Origin of the sequence: Anaerococcus tetradius (assembly GCF_947087635.1) — a bacterium.
Taxonomy (GTDB): Bacteria; Bacillota; Clostridia; order Tissierellales; family Peptoniphilaceae; genus Anaerococcus; species Anaerococcus tetradius.
Map to the genome: position 1 here is coordinate 42,294 of NZ_CAMUDP010000002.1, position 21,349 is coordinate 63,642.

The 21,349-nt window shown below is 31.0% G+C and carries 20 protein-coding genes; 4 read left to right on the forward strand and 16 right to left on the reverse strand.

Features of this window, described 5'->3' with window-relative positions; translation table 11 throughout:
- The first annotated feature begins 98 nt into the window (after positions 1-98).
- Positions 99-1,652, forward strand: coding sequence for a ribonuclease Y (gene rny, locus P6936_RS00900; protein WP_040349201.1), 1,554 nt, complete (start codon positions 99-101; stop codon positions 1,650-1,652).
- A gap of 733 nt (positions 1,653-2,385) precedes the next feature.
- Positions 2,386-3,375: a tyrosine recombinase XerC gene (locus tag P6936_RS00905; protein WP_276880586.1), complete on the forward strand. Its 990-nt coding sequence runs from the start codon at positions 2,386-2,388 to the stop codon at positions 3,373-3,375.
- A 52-nt stretch (positions 3,376-3,427) separates the two neighbouring features.
- Here P6936_RS00905 and P6936_RS00910 read toward each other — a convergent pair whose 3' ends face one another.
- The 6 genes from P6936_RS00910 to dut are packed head-to-tail and all read right to left on the reverse strand — an operon-like array spanning position 3,428 to position 11,122.
- Positions 3,428-4,705 carry an aminotransferase class I/II-fold pyridoxal phosphate-dependent enzyme gene (locus tag P6936_RS00910; RefSeq protein ID WP_276880587.1) on the reverse strand — a complete coding sequence of 426 codons (1,278 nt, stop codon included), beginning with the start codon at positions 4,703-4,705 and terminating at the stop codon, positions 3,428-3,430.
- On the reverse strand, positions 4,695-5,654 hold the full coding sequence (miaA, locus tag P6936_RS00915; protein WP_276863396.1) for a tRNA (adenosine(37)-N6)-dimethylallyltransferase MiaA: 960 nt from the start codon (positions 5,652-5,654) through the stop codon (positions 4,695-4,697). The genes P6936_RS00910 and miaA overlap by 11 nt, the downstream gene beginning before the upstream one ends.
- Positions 5,644-7,488 (reverse strand): DNA mismatch repair endonuclease MutL, encoded by a 1,845-nt coding sequence (gene mutL / locus P6936_RS00920; RefSeq protein ID WP_276880588.1) that lies wholly within the window; start codon positions 7,486-7,488, stop codon positions 5,644-5,646. Before mutL ends, miaA begins: the two co-directional genes overlap by 11 nt.
- Positions 7,488-10,094, reverse strand: a complete 2,607-nt coding sequence (mutS, locus tag P6936_RS00925; protein WP_060929568.1) for a DNA mismatch repair protein MutS — start codon at positions 10,092-10,094, stop codon at positions 7,488-7,490. The genes mutL and mutS overlap by 1 nt, the downstream gene beginning before the upstream one ends.
- Before the next feature lie 60 nt (positions 10,095-10,154).
- Positions 10,155-10,688, reverse strand: coding sequence for a hypothetical protein (locus P6936_RS00930; protein WP_004835974.1), 534 nt, complete (start codon positions 10,686-10,688; stop codon positions 10,155-10,157).
- The gene (dut, locus tag P6936_RS00935; protein ID WP_060929569.1) at positions 10,688-11,122 is read right to left on the reverse strand and encodes a dUTP diphosphatase; all 435 of its coding nucleotides are present in this window, start codon (positions 11,120-11,122) and stop codon (positions 10,688-10,690) included. The genes P6936_RS00930 and dut overlap by 1 nt, the downstream gene beginning before the upstream one ends.
- 85 nt (positions 11,123-11,207) lie before the next feature.
- Between dut and pepT the strand changes: the two genes are divergently transcribed.
- Both pepT and P6936_RS00945 read left to right on the forward strand, forming a co-directional pair.
- Positions 11,208-12,428, forward strand: coding sequence for a peptidase T (gene pepT / locus P6936_RS00940; protein WP_060929570.1), 1,221 nt, complete (start codon positions 11,208-11,210; stop codon positions 12,426-12,428).
- Between the two features lie 67 nt (positions 12,429-12,495).
- Entirely contained in the window at positions 12,496-12,729 is a 234-nt protein-coding gene (locus tag P6936_RS00945) for a hypothetical protein (RefSeq protein ID WP_060929571.1), read from the forward strand.
- 51 nt (positions 12,730-12,780) lie between these two features.
- Here P6936_RS00945 and P6936_RS00950 read toward each other — a convergent pair whose 3' ends face one another.
- From P6936_RS00950 to P6936_RS00995, 10 genes are read right to left on the reverse strand one after another with little or no spacing between them, the layout of a single operon-like run.
- Positions 12,781-14,013 carry a peptidase U32 family protein gene (locus tag P6936_RS00950; protein WP_060929572.1) on the reverse strand — a complete coding sequence of 411 codons (1,233 nt, stop codon included), beginning with the start codon at positions 14,011-14,013 and terminating at the stop codon, positions 12,781-12,783.
- Positions 14,006-14,647 (reverse strand): O-methyltransferase, encoded by a 642-nt coding sequence (locus P6936_RS00955; protein ID WP_276880589.1) that lies wholly within the window; start codon positions 14,645-14,647, stop codon positions 14,006-14,008. The genes P6936_RS00950 and P6936_RS00955 overlap by 8 nt, the downstream gene beginning before the upstream one ends.
- On the reverse strand, positions 14,631-16,313 hold the full coding sequence (locus P6936_RS00960; RefSeq protein ID WP_060929574.1) for a ribonuclease J: 1,683 nt from the start codon (positions 16,311-16,313) through the stop codon (positions 14,631-14,633). Before P6936_RS00960 ends, P6936_RS00955 begins: the two co-directional genes overlap by 17 nt.
- A gap of 2 nt (positions 16,314-16,315) precedes the next feature.
- Entirely contained in the window at positions 16,316-16,753 is a 438-nt protein-coding gene (locus P6936_RS00965; RefSeq protein WP_060929575.1) for a Fur family transcriptional regulator, read from the reverse strand.
- The gene (locus tag P6936_RS00970; protein ID WP_060929576.1) at positions 16,743-16,985 is read right to left on the reverse strand and encodes a DUF1292 domain-containing protein; all 243 of its coding nucleotides are present in this window, start codon (positions 16,983-16,985) and stop codon (positions 16,743-16,745) included. The genes P6936_RS00965 and P6936_RS00970 overlap by 11 nt, the downstream gene beginning before the upstream one ends.
- Entirely contained in the window at positions 16,978-17,397 is a 420-nt protein-coding gene (gene ruvX, locus P6936_RS00975; protein ID WP_004835986.1) for a Holliday junction resolvase RuvX, read from the reverse strand. Before ruvX ends, P6936_RS00970 begins: the two co-directional genes overlap by 8 nt.
- Positions 17,390-17,650, reverse strand: coding sequence for an IreB family regulatory phosphoprotein (locus P6936_RS00980; protein ID WP_004835987.1), 261 nt, complete (start codon positions 17,648-17,650; stop codon positions 17,390-17,392). Before P6936_RS00980 ends, ruvX begins: the two co-directional genes overlap by 8 nt.
- Before the next feature lie 10 nt (positions 17,651-17,660).
- A complete protein-coding gene (gene alaS / locus P6936_RS00985) occupies positions 17,661-20,273 on the reverse strand; it encodes an alanine--tRNA ligase (RefSeq protein ID WP_276880590.1) in 2,613 nt (870 codons plus the stop codon).
- Positions 20,274-20,282: 9 nt separating this feature from the next.
- Positions 20,283-20,684, reverse strand: coding sequence for an RrF2 family transcriptional regulator (locus tag P6936_RS00990; protein ID WP_004835989.1), 402 nt, complete (start codon positions 20,682-20,684; stop codon positions 20,283-20,285).
- A gap of 10 nt (positions 20,685-20,694) precedes the next feature.
- Positions 20,695-21,339, reverse strand: a complete 645-nt coding sequence (locus P6936_RS00995; RefSeq protein WP_276880591.1) for a DUF655 domain-containing protein — start codon at positions 21,337-21,339, stop codon at positions 20,695-20,697.
- Between the last annotated feature and the right edge of the window lie 10 nt (positions 21,340-21,349).

The following is a 21,349-nucleotide window of genomic DNA, read 5'->3' on the forward strand; positions in this document are numbered from 1 at the left end:
ATATTGTAAATTAATAAATAAGATTTCATATTTTCGTATAAATGATAATTTATGGTATAATGATATAGGAATGTATAATTCCTATATTAGGAGGTGATATGATGTTTGAAAGTATTAACCCAATCGTTATTCTTATCGCTGTCGCCTTCGTATTGTTAGCTTTTAATTCTGGCTATCTTTATCGTAAGAAGGTTAGTGAATCTAAAATAGGATCTGCTGAAGAATTAAGCAGAAAAATAATTGAAGATGCCAACAACCAAGCAGAAGCTTTAAGAAGAGAAACTCTTCTAGAAGCAAAAGATGAAATATCTAAATTAAGATCTGAAAATGAAGAACAGTTTAAACAGATTAGAAAAGACCTCGACAAGAGAGAATCTCGTCTGTTGAAAAAGGAAGAAAGCTTAGACAATCGATCTTTATTGATTGACAAAAAGTCTGATCAAATCTCTAGTGATCAGAAAAAGTTAAAACAAAAAGAAGACAGAATTGATAAATTGATTGAAGAACAGCAATTGGAATTACAAAACATCGCTGGACTCACCAATAGTGAAGCTAAAGAAATAATTCTTAAAAACGTTAAAAGTGAAACCATTCATGAATCTGCTAAGCTAATAAAAGAAGCTGAAGAAAGAGTAAAAGCTGAAAGTAGAAAAATAGCTACTGATATTCTAGCAACAACTATCCAAAGATATGCTGCAGAACAAGTTGCTGAAAATACTGTTTCAGTTATTTCTCTACCTAATGATGAAATGAAAGGTAGAATAATAGGACGTGAAGGTAGAAACATTAGAGCATTTGAGCAAGCATCCGGAGTAGATTTGATAATTGATGATACCCCAGAAGCTGTTGTTATATCTTCTTTTGAGCCTGTGAGACGTGAAGTAGCAAAGGTCGCCTTGGAAAGATTAATTCAAGATGGCAGAATCAACCCATCTAGAATTGAAGAAATGCTAGAAAAGGCAGACGAAGAAGTTGAACAAAGAATTATGGAAGATGGACAAGAGGCAGTTGAAAAGGCTGGAGTAGTTAATTTACATCCTCAACTAGTAAGATTAGTTGGTAAAATGAAATTTAGAACTTCTTATGGCCAAAATATTCTAAAGCACTCTGTCGAAGTTGCAAATCTTGCAGGTATGTTAGCTGAAGAGATAGGCGCTAATCCTCAAATAGCTAGACGTGGTGGACTACTACACGATATTGGTAAAGCCATAGATCGTGAACAAGAAGGAACACATGTTAGCTTGGGTGTTGAAATGGCAAATAAATACGGTGAAAATAAATACGTTATAAATGCTATAGAATCACATCATGGCGAGGTTGAACCTAACTGTGTAGAATCAATTTTAGTTCAAACAGCTGATGCTATATCAGCAGCAAGACCAGGTGCAAGGCGTGAAAGCTTAGAAAAATACGTTAAGAGACTTGAAAACCTTGAAGGAATCGCAAATTCTTTCGACGGTATTGAAAAATCATTTGCTCTACAAGCTGGTAGAGAACTTAGGATTATGGTTAAACCAGAGAAAATTTCTGACGATGAAATGATTGTAATTGCTAGAGAAATTGCAAAGAAAATAGAGGAAGAACTAGAATATCCAGGTGAAATAAAAGTAAACGTATTAAGAGAGTCTAAAGTGATAGATTTTGCTAAATAAAATATTGTATTTAAACTAGACTACCATTTAATTGGTAGTCTTTTAATTTAGTTAAAAGAAATTAATGAAAAATCATGATATTAGTATTACTTTTATCTTTAAATCTCTAACAAGGCAATATAGGGACCTATCATTTTAACACAAGGTCTTTAAATTATAATAATTTTTACTTGACCATTTAATCCAACAATAATTCCTTAAATTATAATAAAACCAACTGCAATCAAAGACATACAATAGCATTCCTTTTATTTTTAAATCGCTTACAAGCTAAAATAGGGCCTATGTTTTTTATTTAATAAATTTTTGTAAATGACTTAAATTATAGGTAATAAAAGATTAGCAATTGATGATACAATCCTAAAATTTCTTCGTAAAATAATTCTAATATTTACAAAAACAAAGATCCATAATATAAGGCATTATAAAAAATCATTTCATAAACAAGTAATATCATTAGTAATATAGGAAAATATAAAGATGTTGGTTACTATTGAGTAGAAGATACCTTAATGCTGTTCTAGCCATTATTATAGGAAAATATATACTAAAAAGTTTTAATCGAACTAAATAAAAGATCGAATGAGTATTATGTGATTTTATAAAAGAGGAGTAGTCAATCATAGATAAATTATTGCACAAAATAATAATTTTGTGCAATAATTGTATTTTTACCTAGAAAGAGGTACAATTTTATTAAAGAACAATATTCTTAAGCTAAACCGAGGAATTTATGAAAGAAATCATTTCACCAATTATATTAACAGACTATCTTAATTATTTAAAATCTATTAGAGGCCTATCTTCTAATACAATTAGAGAATATAATTATGATTTGAATCTTATGATTAGGTTTATGCTTGTCAGAAAAATATATTATGGTGATTTTGAGAGATTTGATGAACAATTCGACCCTGAATCGATTAATAAAATTGTTGACCCCAAATTCTTTGAGACCTTATCCTTGCAGGACTTCTATTCTTATTTAAGTTACTTGGATAATGACAAAAGTGACTTAGCTTCAACAAGGTCTAGAAAAATTTCTGCCATAAGATCTTTTTATAAATATTTATTTTCCGAGATTGAAGTTATTGATACAAATATTAGCGATAAATTAACTAACCCAAAGATAAGTCAAAGGCAACCTGTTTATCTAACCTTACAAGAAACTGAGAAATTGCTCGAAACTGTTAAAGAAGAACAAAACGAATTCTTAAAATGTAGAGATTTAGCTATTATATTTACTTTCCTTACTACTGGCATGAGACTTTCTGAACTTGTTAGTGTTAATTTAAGGGATATTTCAAATGAGCATTTTAACATTATTGGTAAAGGCAATAAAGAAAGAACTATTTATTTAACCAGTAATTGTATAGATCTAATAGAAAAGTATATAGAAGTTAGAGGTAAATATGTTAAAAACATTGATATTGATGCCCTATTTATCTCAACAAGAAAAAAAAGAATTTCTAATAGGGCTGTTCAAAGTACTATAGATAAATATTTAAAAAAAGCAGGCTTTGATGTAAGTGTTTACTCAACCCACAAGTTGAGACATACGGCAGCGACCCTAATGTATAAGTATGGAAATGTAGATATAAGAGCATTAAAAGATATCTTAGGACATGCAAATGTTTCGACCACTCAGATTTATACTCACCTCGATGACGAAGATTTAAAAAATGCTGTAAATAAGAATCCTCTCTCTAATATAGATATATAAAAGCTCAACTATATCCTTAAAATTACAGGATTATAGCTGAGCTTTTATAAGTTTATATATAAGCTTCTTTTTTGAATCTATCTAGTACAATCTTTAAGGCAAGTTTTCCATGATAGTAGTTAAGACCACCTTGCAAATAAACTATATATGGTGCTCTCAATGGACCATCAGCTGATAATTCAGATGTAGCTCCTTCTACGAAACCTCCTGCAGCCATTATAACTGGATCTTCATAGCCTGGCATAGGATAAGCTTCGGGAACGAAGTTAGAGTCAACACTACAAGCTTCTTGAATAGCCTTGCAGAAAGTCTTGACCTTATCAGGATCTCTTAATATTATTGATTGAACTAAATCTGATCTTGGGTCATCGGTCTTTGGGATTACTTCATAGCCCAATTTAGCAAAGGCTTTAGCAAATAAGATAGCAACTTTCATAGCTTCTTTTACAATATGAGCAGCAAAATATAATCCCTCCGCAACTAGCCTATTTGTACCAAAACTTAACCCCTCATCTTTTCCGATTCCGGGAGCTGTCAAGTAATTTGAGCAGTATTCAATGAGATTTTTTTTACCGCATATATAGCCACCTGTAATGGCTATACCACCACCTAAATTTTTAATTAAAGATCCGGCAACAATATCTGCACCTACTTCAGTAGGTTCTAGAGTTTCTGTAAATTCACCATAGCAATTATCTACAAAAACTATGGCCGTAGGATTAGCTTGTCTTATTTTTATAATGGCTTCTTTGATTTCAGAAATAGTAAAAGCTCTTCTTCGGGTATAACCAGTTGACCTTTGTATCAATACAATCTTTGTTGTATATGTTACAAGATCCTTGATTTTGTCATATTGAATTTTATTTTCATCATCTAAGGCTAATTTATCATATATAACACCTTTTTCTAAAAGATTTCCCTTTTTATTACCTGCAATTCCAATAACCTGTTGCATTGTATCATAAGGGTCATCAGTTATCGATACCATCTGGTCTCCGCTATTTAATAGCGAAAATAAAACTATAGATAAGGCATGAGTTCCTGAAACTATGCTCGGACGAACCAAGGCATCCTCAGTATTAAAAATATCTGAAAATATAGCCTCAATCTTATCCATTCCCACATCAGCATAGCCATAACCTGTAGCTTGCATAAAGTCTGATGTTTGAAGGTCATTCTTTTTTAAGGAACTTAAAACCTTTAGTTGATTATACTCAGAAATTTCATCAATTTTCAAAAATTCTTCATGCAATGAACTTTCTATATCTTTGATTTCTTCATCAAAATTGTAATCTATTTTATAATTGTCGTAAATATTTTTATAAATCATAAGCTCCCTTTATTATACTTAAAATTATACTTAAAATTATATCACTTGCATCATCTTTAGTTAACTTATCCATCTTAATTTCATGGGTAAATCCATAATCTAGATATTTCTTCATCCAAGTTATTTGCCTTTTTGCATAATGTCGGGTGTTTTTTTGAATTAGCTCAATCATTTCTTCGTAAGTTATTTCATCATTTAAGAAGCTTAGTACTTCTTTGTAGCCTATTGCTGACATAGACTGAGATTTATCAGTTAGCTTGTATTTTCTAACTAAATATTTCACTTCTTCTACTAGCCCATCATCTATCATTTTAAGGACTCTATGATTGATTCTTTCATATAACAGATCTCTATTATCATAATTTAGAAAAAACACTAGAGGATTAATATTATCATTTAATTTTCTTTCTCCGCTCCTAATATCTGAAGGAATCTTACCACTTAGATGATAAATTTCTAAGGCTCGAATAATTCTATTAACTTCATTAGGATGGTATCTTTTGGCAGTTTCAGGGTCAATTTCAGATAAACGCTTATATAAAAATTCATTACCCTTATCAATGGCAAGGGCTTGTAATTCATTTCTATATCCTTGATCCTTCTTAACTTGACCATAATTCATCTCATAAATTAATGAATCTATATAAAAACCTGTACCACCTGCTACTATAGGAATTCTATTATTATCATTGATTTTTTTTACCAAACTTCTAGCCTCTCTTGAAAAATCCTCAACAGAAAAAGGCTGATCAGGATTAATCAAATCTATCATAAAGTGATCAACTTCAAAAATGTCTTCTGTTTTGTTTGTACCAATATTCATATATCTATAAACTTGTTGGCTATCAGCTGATATTATCTGACTTTCCAAAGATTTTGCAAGATTAATTGCTATATCGCTTTTTCCACTAGCTGTAGGGCCAGTTATTACTATTAATCTATTTTTCAAAGTATTTCTCCACATCTTTTTCATTTATTTTTATAAGAGTTGCTTTGCCATCGCTAGTTTTATATGGATTAGCCATAGCTGATAGGCCTTTAATTAAGGCGAAAGCCTCTTTTTCACCAATCTTATCTCCCTTCCTAAAAATATATGAAAGGTTCAGTTTTCTAAGCTTGTTATAAAGATAATCTACATCCCTATCATAATCAATATCAATAAGATCATAGAAAAATTTATCATTTTCTGGAATTTCAAAAATAAAAGGAGTTGACCTTATAATTATTGACTCATCACTTATAATTTCAGCGTCAAAACCTAAGTTATTTATGAGTTCTTTTTTACTATTAAATTTTTCAAAATCATTTCTATTTAACTTTATTATTATAGGATCTAGTAAAATTTGTTTATCAATTGATTTATTGGATAATTGCTTAATAAACTTATCAAAGTTAATCTTCTCCGATGCCCTTCTATGGTCTAAAATATAAAGTTCATCTTTCTTTTCAAATAAGGAATATCTATTAAAAATAGAACACTTATAGCTTAAAAACTCAAAGTCCTCCAAATATGTTTGTTCTTCGAATTCTTCTTTAGGCTGATTTTTATTTGAAATAGATATTTTTCTTTTATCTTCAATACTGTCATTTTGAACGTCTAATTCTATATTATTGTTAAAGAAATCATCAAGCGACTTAGATTTATAATCTTTTTTTTCTTTAGTTTTGTACAAATTACTCTTATTCTCTTCTTTGGCGAAAGAAGATACTTTGTTATATTTATTGAGAATTTGTCCATAATCAGAAAAATCCATTAAATCTTCGCTAGTTTCTGTCCTTACATCTATCTCTTTGGCCCTATTGTTCTCCCCTAATTTTATGCTAAGAGTTCCATCAATTAATTCTATAAGTTCATCTTCATAGGAAAACTTAATACTCCTCTTATTAGGATGAACGTTAACATCGAGATTTTTAGGATTAGTACTAATATAGATAAAATAAACTGGAAATCTAGCATTAGGAATAAGACCCCTATAATTTAGCTCGATCCTAGCCCTAATCAAGTCACTATCAACTAGGCGATTATTAATATAGATATATTGCAAGGATCTGTTGCCCCTATAATAGTTAGAATTAGATATATAGCCATTAATTTTGTAGATATCATTTTTAGCTTTAAGGCTAATTAAATTTTCACCTAAACTATCATCAAGGAGTTTCGAGATTCTTACTTTCAAGTCCTCATTTTTATTAGTTGAAAATTCAATATTGTCATTTTTTATAAATTTAAAAGATATATCTTTATAACCAATAGCAAAAGCGTACATTAGTCTACTTATACGATTTGCTTCGATCGTATCAGATTTAAGAAATCTCCTACGAACAGGTATATCTCTAAACAAGTCTTTAACAACAATACTAGTTCCCGTATTAGTAGCTATACTTGTTAAAGAAGATTTACCATTATCAAAATTTATCTTACTTCCTATATCTTCAAAATCAGTTTTACTTATAGCGGTTAGTTGGCTAACAGTGACAATACTTGCGAGAGCTTCACCCCTAAAACCTAAGGAATATATATCATATAAATCATTAAAGTCTTTAATCTTTGATGTAGCGTGTTTACTAAAGGCAAGTTCAATCTCACCTCTTGCTATTCCACAACCATTATCTGTAACCCTTATATAAGTCTTACCACCATTTTTTATTTCGACGGTGATAGTATCCGCTCCAGAATCTATAGAATTTTCGACTAATTCCTTGATGATTGAAACTGGAGATTCTATAACTTCACCAGCTGCTATCTTTTCGATAGTCTGATCGTCTAATTTTATTATAGTCATTACAATTCTCCAATTTTCTTTAATAAATCATTTAGTTTATTAATCGCTTCTATTGGTGTTAAGCTATTTATATCTACAGCTGAAGCAAGATTTTTTATAGCAAGTATTTTTTGATTTGATATATCTGCGATAGAAGATGATAATTCCTTACTTTTATTTATTTCAAATATCTCATTCGTAGATAATTTGTCCATAATTATTTTAGCGTTATCGATTATTTCATTAGGCAAACCACTTAGTTTTGCAACCTCTATTCCATACGATCTATCAGATTTACCCTTTTTTATTTTCCTTAAAAATACTAGATTATTATTTTCTTCTAATATTTCTATTTTAAGATTTGTTACATTTTCTAGTTCATCTTCTAGAATGGTTAGTTCATGAAAATGTGTTGCGAATACAGTCTTAACTTTCTTGTGCTTACTTAGATACTCGACTATAGCCATAGCTATACTAAGACCATCATCAGAAGAGGTTCCCCTACCTACTTCATCTAATATTACAAAAGAATCCTTAGTAGAATTTTTTAATATATTACTTACCTCATTCATTTCTAACATGAAGGTCGACTCGCCCTTAGAAATATTATCGCTTGCTCCAATTCTTGTGAAAACTTGATCACAAATTGATATTTCACAAGCTCTTGCAGGTACGAAGGATCCGATTTGAGCAAGGATTATAATTATTGCCATTTGCCTCATATAAGTCGATTTACCAGCCATATTAGGCCCAGTTATTATTTGAATAAGATTTTCTCTACTACCTATGTCGGTGTCATTTGGAATAAATTCATTCTCTTTTAGATTATTTTCTATAACCGGATGTCTACCATCCTTAATTTTTATAATATTGTCATCTCTTAGCTTTGGCCTTATATAAGAATTTTCTAGGGCTATTTTTGCAAATGTGTTCAAGGCATCAATCATAGCAAGCATCTTAGCGAGAGCTTGTAACTTTATAGTATTTGCCAGTATTTTTTCTCTAATATTTGAAAAAATCTTATATTCTAGCTCATTAAGCTTATCTTTTCCACCCAAAATTATATTAGCAATCTCTTCCAATCTCTCACTAGTATATCTTTCTTGATTTTTTAGAGTTTGTTTTCTGACATAGTTTTTTGGGACCTTATCCAAGTTAGCCTTAGTTATTTCAATGGAATAACCATTATTTTTATTAAAAACTATTTTATAATTTTTAATAGCAGTTTTTTCTTTCTCCTCATTTTCATATAAAATCAAATCGCTTTGAGCATTTTTAGAAGCTATTTTTAGAGAATCAAGCTCTGTATTGTATTTATCTTTTATTATCCCACCCTCGCTTATCCCTAGGGGCGGATCATCTACAATAGCTTTATCAATCAGTTCATATATATCGCTAACATCTGGCAGATTTAAAGCTATATTTCTTATTTGCTCACTTTCACTTGCTTCTAGTATTTCTCTAAGTTTTGGCATATTTGCTATAGAGTTTTTTATCGAAATAAAATCCCTTGCGTTTGCTCTTTTGTAGGATATTTTTGCAATAAGTCTTTCTAGGTCGTAAACATCTGATAAAATATTAGAAATATTGTTAGAAAGAATCCTATCTTCAAGGAAGCTTTCAACTATATCAAGTCTCCTATTTATTTTATCCCTATCAATAAGAGGTCTTTCCAAATATTCATTTATTAGCCTAGATCCCATCACGGTATCGGCTTTATCTAAAATACTTAAAAGTGTGTTTTCTTTGGTATTATTATTTAAGTTTCTATGGAGCTCCAAATTCCTTCTTGTATTTGCCTCAAGCTGCATATAATCGTTTATTTCTAAAACTTCAATATTGTTAATGTGGCTTAGGTTATCCTTATGATACTTATAAATATAATCAATTAAATTAGCTAAGGACAAGATAGCTAATCTCATATTAGAGATTTTTTTGAAATTCGTTTCACCAAGATGATTCTTAATCATACTTGCTCTATTAAGATAGTCCTTTGGATTTTCTATATAATTAAGAAAGATTTCATTATCATTGAAATATCTTTTCAATACATTATCTGAAAAATCTGAATTAATTAGGATTTCTGAAGGATTGATTCTTTCAATTTGATCTATTGCCTTTTTTGCTAAAGACGAACTAAGTCCCTTTATTTCAAGGCAAACTAGTTTACCAGTAGATATATCACAATAGCTTATAGATAGACCATAATCATTTTGAAATAATGATAAAAGATAATTATTCTCCCTATTATCCAAGGATTCCATATCAGTAATAGTACCAGGAGTAATTACCCTAGTTATAGCTCTTTTTACAAGCCCCTTAGCTTCTTTAGGATCTTCTACCTGATCACATAAGGCCACCTTATAGCCCTGCTTTACCAACTTAAAAGCGTAGCTATCAATAACATGATGAGGTACTCCACACATGGGTGCCTTTTTCTCATGTCCGCAATCCTTACCAGTCAAAGTTAGAGATAAGGCCTTACTTGTTATAATCGCATCATCAAAAAAACTTTCATAAAAATCGCCTACCCTGTATAAGAGTATAGAATCTCTAAAATCATTTTTTACATCTACATAATGTTTTAGCATAGGAGTAAGTTTATCGTACTTAAAATTGCTCTTCATTTTAACTCCATTTCATAAATTTATAGCCTAGCAAAAAAATACTCATGCCTAACATGAGTATTACTGTATATTTAAAAGCTTAGCGTCCTTTACCCAAGAGGATTTGTTATCGCTTGTAGTATCTATTATCGAAAATGTTCCCATTGAATCATCATAATCCCTGTTAGCTTTGTTATTAATCTTATATACTAGAAGAACCCTATTTACTTCCAAAGCAACAGACATCGGAAAAGTAGTAGTATTACCATTAGAATCCTCTATAAGTAAATCTGGAGCTTCCTCTAGATTATAACCTAAATCACCTAAGAGTTTTTCTAGGGCAACTCCTGTTAATTCAACAACTTCAAGCCCTTTATTTATTCTAACCTTCTGTTTTATAGCTTTAAGCGATCTAATTTCTCTTAAAGAATAAGAATGTTGGATATTATCGCTATCCCTAATTACAATGATTTCTTTATCATATTTTTTCAAATAATAATCAGATATCGTATTTTTAACAAATATAATCAGAAAAATTGCCAATACTAGGCTTATTAAGCTTAAATATATCTTATACTTGTTCTTTTTAAATCTTTTATACATCCTATTTTTCATTACTGACCTGTTGAACCGAATCCATCTTCTCCCCTGGCTGAGTCATTCAAATTATCTACAAGCTCTATGTCACACCTTTGGTATGGTTGTATGACTAATTGAGCTAATCGATCACCATTTTTTATGACTTGTGTTTCCTTGCCATAGTTATAAAAGAACACCATAATCTCGCCCCTATAATCAGAATCAATTACACCAATTGTATTAGAAAGCATAAGTTGTTTTTTTACACCTGTAGAAGATCTAGGATATACTCCTCCAAAGTATCCTTCTGGAATCTCTACCCTAACACCAGTATGAACCTTAACTGTTTCTCCTGCTTTAACTATTATATCTTTATCTGTATATGAATATAAATCTAAACCTGCTGCATGGTCTGTTCCATAAGAAGGAATTTTAGATTCAACAATCATTTTAAGTTTTTTATTATTCATAATCCCACCTTTTCTCTATTTAATATACCAATATTCGCTAACTTTACAATCTTTAGAGTATAATTAAAAGAAAGGAAGGTGTAATATGGAAAATATAACAAAAAGATTTTTGAAATATATAACATTTGATACTAAAAGCGATCCAGACAAAGGAGAAAGGCAAAAACCATCCACTCCTGGACAACTTGTCTTAGCTAAAGAATTAAAAAAAGAACTAGAAGAACTTGGATTAGAAGCAAACATTAATGAAGAAGGATTCGTATTTTCTAAACTAAAATCCAATTCTAATAAAGACATTCCAAGAGTAGGTTTCTTATCCCACATGGATACCTCTCCAGAAATGTACGGCAAAATAGATAATCCTCAAATCATAAAATATGAAGGTGGTGATATCAAACTTAATGATGAAAGAAGTATAAGAGTCGAAGAATTTCCAATCCTAAATAAGCTTAAAGGGCTAACATTAATAACAACCAGGGGAGAAAGCCTGCTCGGAGCTGATGATAAAGCAGGTATTGCATCAATAATGAATGCAATCGAATTTTTAATAAACAATCCGCAAGTAGAACATGGTGATATTATGATTGCCTTTACTCCTGATGAGGAGATAGGAACAGGCTGTGATACATTCGATGTAAAAGCTTTTGATGCTGACTTTGCCTACACAGTTGATGGTGGCTATCTTGGTGAATTAGAATATGAATCATTTAATGCTGCTAGTGGAATTGTAAGTATTAAAGGAAAATCAATTCACCCTGGTTCAGCGAAAAATACTATGATTAATTCAATTACAGTTGCTAGAGAATTTGACAATCTTTTGGGGGATGTAAGAAGACCTGAACATACAGAAGGCTACGAAGGTTTCTTTCATCTTTTAAGTATTAATGGTGATATTGAAAACACTAAGATGGAATATATCATTAGAGAGCATGATAGGAATAAGTTTGAAGCCATGAAAAAAGAATTTAAAGATAATGCAAATTTCTTAAACAAAAAATATGGTAATATAATTAATATTAAATTAAACGATTCCTATTATAATATGGGCGAAATAATTGAAAAAAATATGAAAATAGTTGACTACGCCAAAAAAGCCATGGAGAATTTGGGTATCAGCCCAATTATAGAGCCTATCAGAGGAGGAACAGATGGTTCTAAGCTATCTTTCATGGGTTTACCAACACCAAATATCTTTACTGGTGGCATGAACTATCACGGAGTTTATGAATTAATTCCAATTGAACATATGATTAAGGCTAGTGAGACTATAATTGAGATAATAAAAATCATAGCAAACGATATCTAATGAAATTTTTATATAAATATGTTATAATATAAGTGTGAAGATAATTGATATGGAAAGGAGATATTCAATGACAGACGAAAATAAAGTAAATAACACAAATCAATACAGAGGAAACGCTGAACTTGATAAAAAAGTTAGGGAAACTAACAAAAACGCAGGTGGAGAATCTCTAGATAGAAAACTAGGTCCAGATCAAGAAAATCTAAGAAGCATCACTGACGAAGCTGATGAAAATTCAAATGTAGGTGTAGAAGCTCGTAGAACAAGAGCTGATTTTTCCGAAAATCCATCAGAAGATTAAGCTGTTTTACATAAAAGCCCGAGTACTAATGAACTCGGGTTTTTATATTTTTTATTCCTCGATTTTTCGCCTTAACATATCGCCCTTGGATAAAGGATAGTCGATTTTAATAAGAATTTCTTCCTTAGGTTGGTTTGCGACATCAATGTCCTCACCTTTTTTATTTTTCATATTGTCAATTTTAAATTCATAAAAATCTGGAGAGTTAGAAAATATTTCTATCTCATCACCTAGAAAAAATCTATTTCTTTGCTCTATTGTAGCTATTTTACTATCTTTATCATAAGCAAGCACAACTCCTATGAAATCATAATTTCTTATATATGATGAATTTTCATAAATTTGATCATTTGCATCAGGTTTCTTATTAAAGAATCCTTTTGTGAAATGTCTGTGACTAGCTTTAGTAATTTCCTTATAATACTTTTTAGCTACATCTTCGTTGAATTTACCATCATAATAAGCGTCTATTGCCTGTCTATAGCTTCTAATTACAGTTGCAACATAGAAAGCCGTCTTCATTCTTCCTTCGATTTTGAAGCTATCTACGCCTATTTCTATCAACTTATCAATCTCATCTAAAAGACAAAGGTCTTTGGAATTCATGATGAAGGTTCCACCCCTACCATCCTCTTCTATAGGATAATATTCACCTGGCCTTGTCTCTTCTTGAATGGAATATTTCCATCTGCATGATTGAGCACAATCACCCCTATTCGCATCCCTTCCTGTCATATAATTAGATAATAGACACCTGCCAGAATATGATATACACATAGCCCCATGAATGAAGCATTCAATCTCCATATCCTCAGGAGCATTCTTCTTAACTTCCTTAATTTCCTCAAAGGAAAGTTCTCTTGCTAGTATTACCCTCTTAGCCCCCATATCATGCCAAAACTTAACAGTAAAAGAGTTAGTTACTGAAGCCTGGGTGCTAATATGAAGGTCAATATTTGTATGTTCCTTAGCTAGTGAAAAAATACCTGGATCAGATATAATTAAAGCGTCAACTTTTACAGAGTCCAAATACTCCAGATATTCTACTAGGCCCTTCATGTCTTCATCATGAGGTAATATATTCATTGTAACATGAACTCTTACATTGTTTTTGTGAGCTATTTCTACCGCTTTTTTTAATTCTTCTTTATCGAAATTTTTAGCATTGGCTCTTAATCCAAAGCTATCACCAGCTAGAAATACCGCATCGGCACCAAATTTAATTGCTGCTTCCAATCTTTCCATATCCCCAGCGGGCGCAAGTAATTCAACTTTCTTATTCATAATTTTTCCCCTTACAACTTATACTTATTCCATCACCAATAGGAATAATTGATGTTATATAATCATTCCTACTAGTAATATAAGCAAGAAATTTCCTTAGTCTTTTGACTATAGTAATCTTTCTTTTTTCAATCAGATCATCATTACAAACTTCACCTCTAAAGAGTATGTTATCGCAAATTATTACTCCACCATCATTGAGGAGATTCTTATCGACATAGTCGAAGTAAAATTTATAATTAGATTTATTAGCATCTATAAAAACAAAATCAAAGCCTTGATTTAGATTAGTCAAGGCTTTTTTGGCATCATCATTTATTAAATTGACATTTGCATTATATTTTTCAAAATTATCTCTTGCAATATTTGCCATTTCTTCTGATAACTCAATAGTAGTTATTTTAGCTTGGCTATATTTTTCAAACACTAAAGACGAGTAACCTATTGCAGTTCCGAACTCTAGAATAGATGAAGGATTTTTCATTTTGACTAAACTTTTCAAAAATTCTTTTGTTTCTACCTTCATAATGGGGACTGAATTTTCTTCTGCAAACTTTCTTAGTTCTAAAAAATCCATGTCTTCTAGCAAATCATCAATAAATGACGTAATATATTCTCTATTTATAGGATTCATTGCTTTCAAGCTCAGAAATAACAGGTAATATCATTGGATCACGTCCAAGTTCATTATAAATATAAGATTTTAAGTCCTCTCTAATCTTATACTTAATTTGACTTATAGCGCGAATGTCTTTGTCAGAGCACTTTTTAATTGATCTTAATACAACATCTTTTGCATTTTCAATAATATCTTGATTTTCTTTGACATAAACAAAACCACGAGATACTATTTCAGGGCCAGCTAATAGTTGTTGAGTGTGCTTATCAAATGTTAATGATACAACCATTAATCCATCCTCAGATAAGTGTTTTCTATCTTTTAGGACAATATTTCCAACATCACCAATGCCAGAACCATCTACAAGAATATTTCCTGCTTGAACCCTACCATTGATTGCTCCAGTCTTCTTGGTAAACTCATAAACATCACCATTTTTACCAATGAGGATATTTTCTTTTGCTTGACCCATATCCTCAGCGATTTCTGCGTGTTTTTGAAGTTGTCTTACTTCACCATGGGCAGGTATTAGATATTTTGGTGTTGTTAATTGATACATAAGCTTTATTTCTTCTTGACAAGCATGACCTGAAGCATGAACCTTGGCTAATGACGAATAGATTATCTTACATCCAATTTTGGTTAGGTTGTTAATAGTATTATTAATAGCCATCTCATTTCCAGGTATAGCAGATGAAGATAAGATAACTGTATCTGTTTCGTTTAGATTAATTTGCTTATGTTCCTTATTGGCCATCCTAGTTAGGGCGGATAGGGGTTCACCTTGAGTTCCAGTTGATAGAACTACTATCTCATCGTCAGCATAATTTTTGATATTCTTCATATCTATGATTGTGTTGCTTTTGATTTTTAAATATCCTAATTCACTAGCAATTCTTACGTTATTTAGCATAGATCTACCAGAAAGAGCAACTTTCTTGTTGTATCTTTCTGCTGCATATATAATTTGTTGTACCCTATGCAAATTTGACGCAAATGTAGCAACTATTATCCTTGATTTAGCCCTTCCAAATATTTGAATAAAGGTGTCACCTACTGTTTTTTCACTTAATGAATAACCTTCTCTTTCAACATTAGTGCTGTCTGCAAATAGAGCTAATACACCCTTTTTACCTAATTCAGCTAACCTTTGTATATCTGTTGGGTCATTGTCTATTGGGGTAAAATCCATCTTAAAATCACCAGTAAATATTACTGTTCCAATAGGTGACCTTACAGCAATAGCACAAGAATCTGGTATAGAGTGACTTACTCTAATGAACTCTGCACTTAATGATCCAGCCTTGACAGTATTATTTACATTAACCATCTTTATCTTATTAGGATTTAGGCCATGTTCTTTAAATTTATTTTCTAGTAGACCCTTTGTTAGCTTAGAACAATACACATTGGTATCTACATTTTTTAGAAAATATGGGATTGCACCTATGTGGTCTTCATGACCATGAGTTACAAAAATCCCCCTTAATTTATTTTTATTTTCCTCTACATAGGTAAAATCTGGTATAACTATATCGACACCAAGCATTTCCGCATCAGGAAAAGTAAGCCCGCAGTCGATCATAATCATATCATTGCCATATTCTACCAATGTACAGTTTTTTCCCACTTCTTGTAATCCACCTAGTGGGATTATCCTTAATTTTTTGTCATTTTGCATTTTTACTCCTTCTTTTTTTGACAATCGGAGCATGTTCCAAAAATCCTCAATGAATAATAATCTAAATCAAAATTAAATTCCTTTTTTAAAGATTCTTTCATTTCATCTTTTGACAAAAATTCTTCTTCAATTATTTTTCCACAACTTGTACATATTATATGATCATGGTGATCATTTTTAGGATCTATAAGCTCATAAGTATAAGCCTGATCTGTAAATTCTTGCTTGTTTACTATACCTAACTCTTCAAATATATTTAAAGTTCTATATATAGTAGCAATACCAACTTGTTTATGTTCAAGGTGAACAATTGAAAAAAGTTCTTCAGGTGTTATGTGTTTTGCCTCAGAATTTTTCATTGCATTAAAGATAATTTCCCTTTGTTTAGTGAATTTTTGATTATTCTCTTCAAAAATCTTTCTTATTTGATTAGTATTCATCTAGATCTTCTTTCATTTCTTCGTAAATTCCGATGATTTCATCCAGTAAATCTTCGTCTTCTATAGTTCTAAATTCAACATCTCCGTTATTTTCAATCACTTCAACTATAAGTATTAAATCATCACCTTTTTGTTTTAAGGCAGCATAATTTGCCTCATCAACTCCGAATGTATCTAATATTTCGAATTCGACTTCATTATTTTCTTCATCAAGTAAAATAATTTTATCCATTTTTTCTCCTATCCAAATATGTTTGTAGTATGAAAGTTGCAGCTATTTTGTCGATGTATTTTTTACGATTCTCACGTCTTACATCCATGTCAATTAGCACTGCTTCTGATTGAATAGTAGTCATTCTCTCATCTTGATAAACAATTTCTATGTCTACTTGTTTTTTTATAAGATCAACAAAGCTCATGACTCTCATTGCTTGAGGGCCAATGGTATTGTTCATATTCTTAGGCAGACCAACTACAATTAATTCAACATCATTATCATTGATTATTTCTCTTAGTCTTTCTATATCTGAACTGGCATTTTTTCTTTTAATCGTTTCTAGACCATTAGCTAGCAAAAACATAGGGTCACTAAGAGCAACCCCAATTGTTTTATTACCAACATCTAGACCCATTATTCTACTCATTAATATATTTCTCTAGTAATTCTTCAAGTATTCTGTCACGGTCTACTGTTCTTATTAACTTTCTAGCACCACCATGGGCTGTAATGTAAGTTGGATCGCCTGATAATAAATAGCCTACTATTTGACCTGTTGGCTTATAGCCCTTATCTTCTAGTGCTTTATATACTGTTGTCAATATCTCTCTAATATCTTTTTCTTGATCTTTATCTGCTTTAAATAGCATGGTCTCATTGAAGTTATTCTTATCAGTCATAATATCTCCTTTAAATTATTTCACTGACTTTTTTCAAAGCTTCATCAAGCTTAGAAATATCTTTTCCTCCAGCTTGAGCAAAGTTCTTTTTGCCACCGCCGTTACCACCAGTAATTTGTGCGATTTCCCTTACAATTTTGCCAGCATTATACTTATTAGTTAAATTATCATCTACTGAAACTGTAAATACTATTTTATCGCTTACTGACGCAAATACTATAATTAGATTGTCGAATGAATTTTTGATCCTATTTTCATAATCACGTAATTCATCCATAGGAACATTATCAAACTTCTTGACTAATAAATTTATACCCTTTATTTCTTTTACATCTGCTTTCAATTCGTTAACAATATCCGAACTGTTGTTAGATTTTAGTCTGCTGATATCTTTCTTATAATTTTCTATTTCATTTTCAAGGCTTTCTATCCTATTAATTATTGTAGAAACATTTGTATTTAGCTTACTTGCAATTACTTTTAAGCTATTTTTAGATTTTGTTAATAGTTCATAAGCTTTTCTACCAGTAACAGCTTCAATTCTTCTAACTCCGGCAGAAACTGATGTTTCTTGGTTAATCTTAAACATTAGAATATCACTTGTATAATTTACATGGCAACCACCACATAATTCTTTAGAATAATCTCCCATAGAAACTACCCTAACCTTATCCTTATATTTATCTTCAAATAAACCAATAGCACCCATTTGTTGAGATTGTTTATAATCAACAATTTCTTTGGTAACTAATTCTTGTTTAGCTATTTGTCTGTTGACTATATCTTCAACTTCTTTGATTTCTTCCTTGGTCATAGCTTTGTTATAAGAGAAGTCAAATCTTAATTTATATTCATCTACTAGAGATCCTGCTTGTTTTATACCTTCTCCCAAAACATCCCTTAAAGCTTGGTCAAGTAAGTGGGTAGCTGAGTGGTTTCTTTGAATATCAAATCTCCTATCCCTATCCACTTCAAATGTTGCGATTTGGCCCTTAGTGATTTCGCCACTTAAAACTTCTACATAATGGAAATATATGTCTTTTTGTTTTTGAACATCTATAACCTTAGCTCTGAAAGAATTGTTAAAAATTATTCCTGTATCAGCGACTTCACCACCAGCTTCAGCATAAAATGAAGTCTTATCACTTATTATTATACCATTATTTCCTTCACTTATCGAAGAAGCTTCACTATTTTCTTCAAATATATCTAATATTTCTGCCTCGATAGCAAGCTTATCATATCCAATAAATTCAGTTTTAGCCAATCCATCTGTGTTAATATTATCTAATGACCAACCAGCATCTTTTTTCCTAGCATCCCTTGCTGTTTGCTTTTGAATTTGCATTTGATCATTAAAGGTTTTTTCATCAACATCTAAATCTTTTTCTTCCAAGATTTCTTTTGTCAAATCCAATGGAAAACCATAAGTATCATATAGTTTGAAAGCTTCTTTTCCGTCTAATAGTTTTCCATGCACTCTTTCTATAGTATCAATTAATGAATTGAGTCTTTCAAGTCCTTGCTCAATAGTCTTTTGGAATCTTTCTTCTTCATCTCTAATTATATCTTTAATCTTATCTCTATTAGTTTCTAGTTCATCATATTCGACTTTGTAAGTATCTATTACCTTATCTACAATCTTTGTTAAAAACTCTCCATCTATTCCTAGTAGCTTGCCGTGCCTATAAGCTCTTCTAATTAATCTTCTTAGAACGTAGCCTCTTTTTTCGTTAGATGGAATGACCCCATCGCATACTAGAAATGTCATAGCCTTTGAATGATCGGCAATTACTCTTATTGATACATCGTCTTTCTTATTTTCTTTGTATTTCTTATTAGCTAGTTTTTCAATTTCTGAGATAATTGCTGCCATTACGTCTACTTCAAAAATATTATCTTTATTTTGAAGTACCATGGCAATTCTTTCAAGGCCCATTCCAGTATCAATATTAGGATGAGAAAGTGGTGTGTAGTTTCCTTGAGCATCCTTATTGAATTGTGTGAATACTAAGTTCCAAACCTCCATAAACCTATCTGAATTATCATTACCTGGTTTATTATCATTCTCATCTATAGCTCTATCAGCTCCCCTGTCAACAAATATTTCTGAACAAGGTCCGCAAGGTCCAACCTCTAGTTCCCAAAAGTTATCTTCTTTGCCTTCTCTAAGAATTCTTTCACTAGCAATACCTATATGCTCATGCCAAATATTATAGGCTTCATCATCTTCCTTAAATACAGTAACCCACAAATCATCCTTAGAAATCTCAAGTTCTTTTGTCAAAAATTCGTAAGCCCAAGAAATTGCTTCCTTTTTAAAATAATCTCCAAAAGAAAAGTTACCCAACATTTCAAAGAAAGTTCCATGACGCTCAGTCTTACCAACTCTTTCTATATCTGCAGTTCTAACACACTTTTGAGAAGATGTAGCTCTATTATTCTTCATTTTCTTCTCACCAGTAAAGTATTTCTTTAGAGGAGCCATTCCTGCATTAATTAACAACAATGAATCATCATCTATAGGAATTAATGGAAACGACTTTAAGAGAGTGTGTCCCTTTTTATTTCCAAAAAAATTCAAATATTTGCTTCTTAATTCGTTCATACCTAAGTTTTTCATCTTTTTACCTCAAACTTCCTGATTAATTATATTTTTTAAACTTATTGAATCGATTGCTTCATTTAATACTTTATCAATTTTATCGAAGACATAATAAGCATCGCACTTATCATCGCAATTAACATCTCCGCTAACACAATCACTTATTGTTATATTGCCTTCTAGCACTCTAAGAATATCACCAACTGTTAGCTCATCAAGGTCTCTAGTTATCTTATAGCCACCCTTAGGTCCTCTAGCCGATGAAATTAATCCTTCTTTTTTTAAGAGTCTTATTAATTGTTCCAAGTAATTTTCGGATAAATTTAATTTATCACTAATTTCTGATACAGAAATATATCCCCTAGAACTGTTACTAGCTAAATAACACATAGCCCTTAAACCATACCTGCCTCTTGTAGATAATTTCATTATATTTCACCTATACTGTAATCAAATCTTTTAAGGCTTCAAAATACTTATCGCCTATACCTCTAATATTTTTAATATCTTCAATTTTTTCAAATCTATTTTTCTTTCTATACTCAATAATAGATTCAGCTCTTTTGTCACCAATATTTGGCAGAGTCATCAATTCTTCCTTACTAGCAGTATTAATATTAATTAAGGCAGATTTTACACTAGTTTGTCCACTTTTGACTTGATTAGAATCATTGTTTTCCTCTGAATTGTCTTCATTCTTGTTAGGTATGTAAATTTTCATCTGATCTTCTAATCTTTCAGCAAGATTTAGTGTTTTATCATTCGCCTGATCAGTCATACCACCTGCTTTTTTAATCAAATCCTCAAGTCTTTCTCCATCTTCAATCTCATAAACTCCAGGATTTTTAATTTCACCTGAAATATAAACTTTCTTATCGAGTTTTTCTTTAGGGACTTTCTCAACAGCTTCGTGCTTTTGACTTTTATCATCTATTTGTTCTAGGTCATTTTGATCTTCTATGTTTATTTGTTCAGACTTATTAAAAAGCCCAGTAACATCTTTAGAATATAAAAAATTTGCAAGCAATAAAAAAACTGCAATTATTAATCCATATATAATCTTATCTTTTTTATCCTCAGACATAAAATACTCC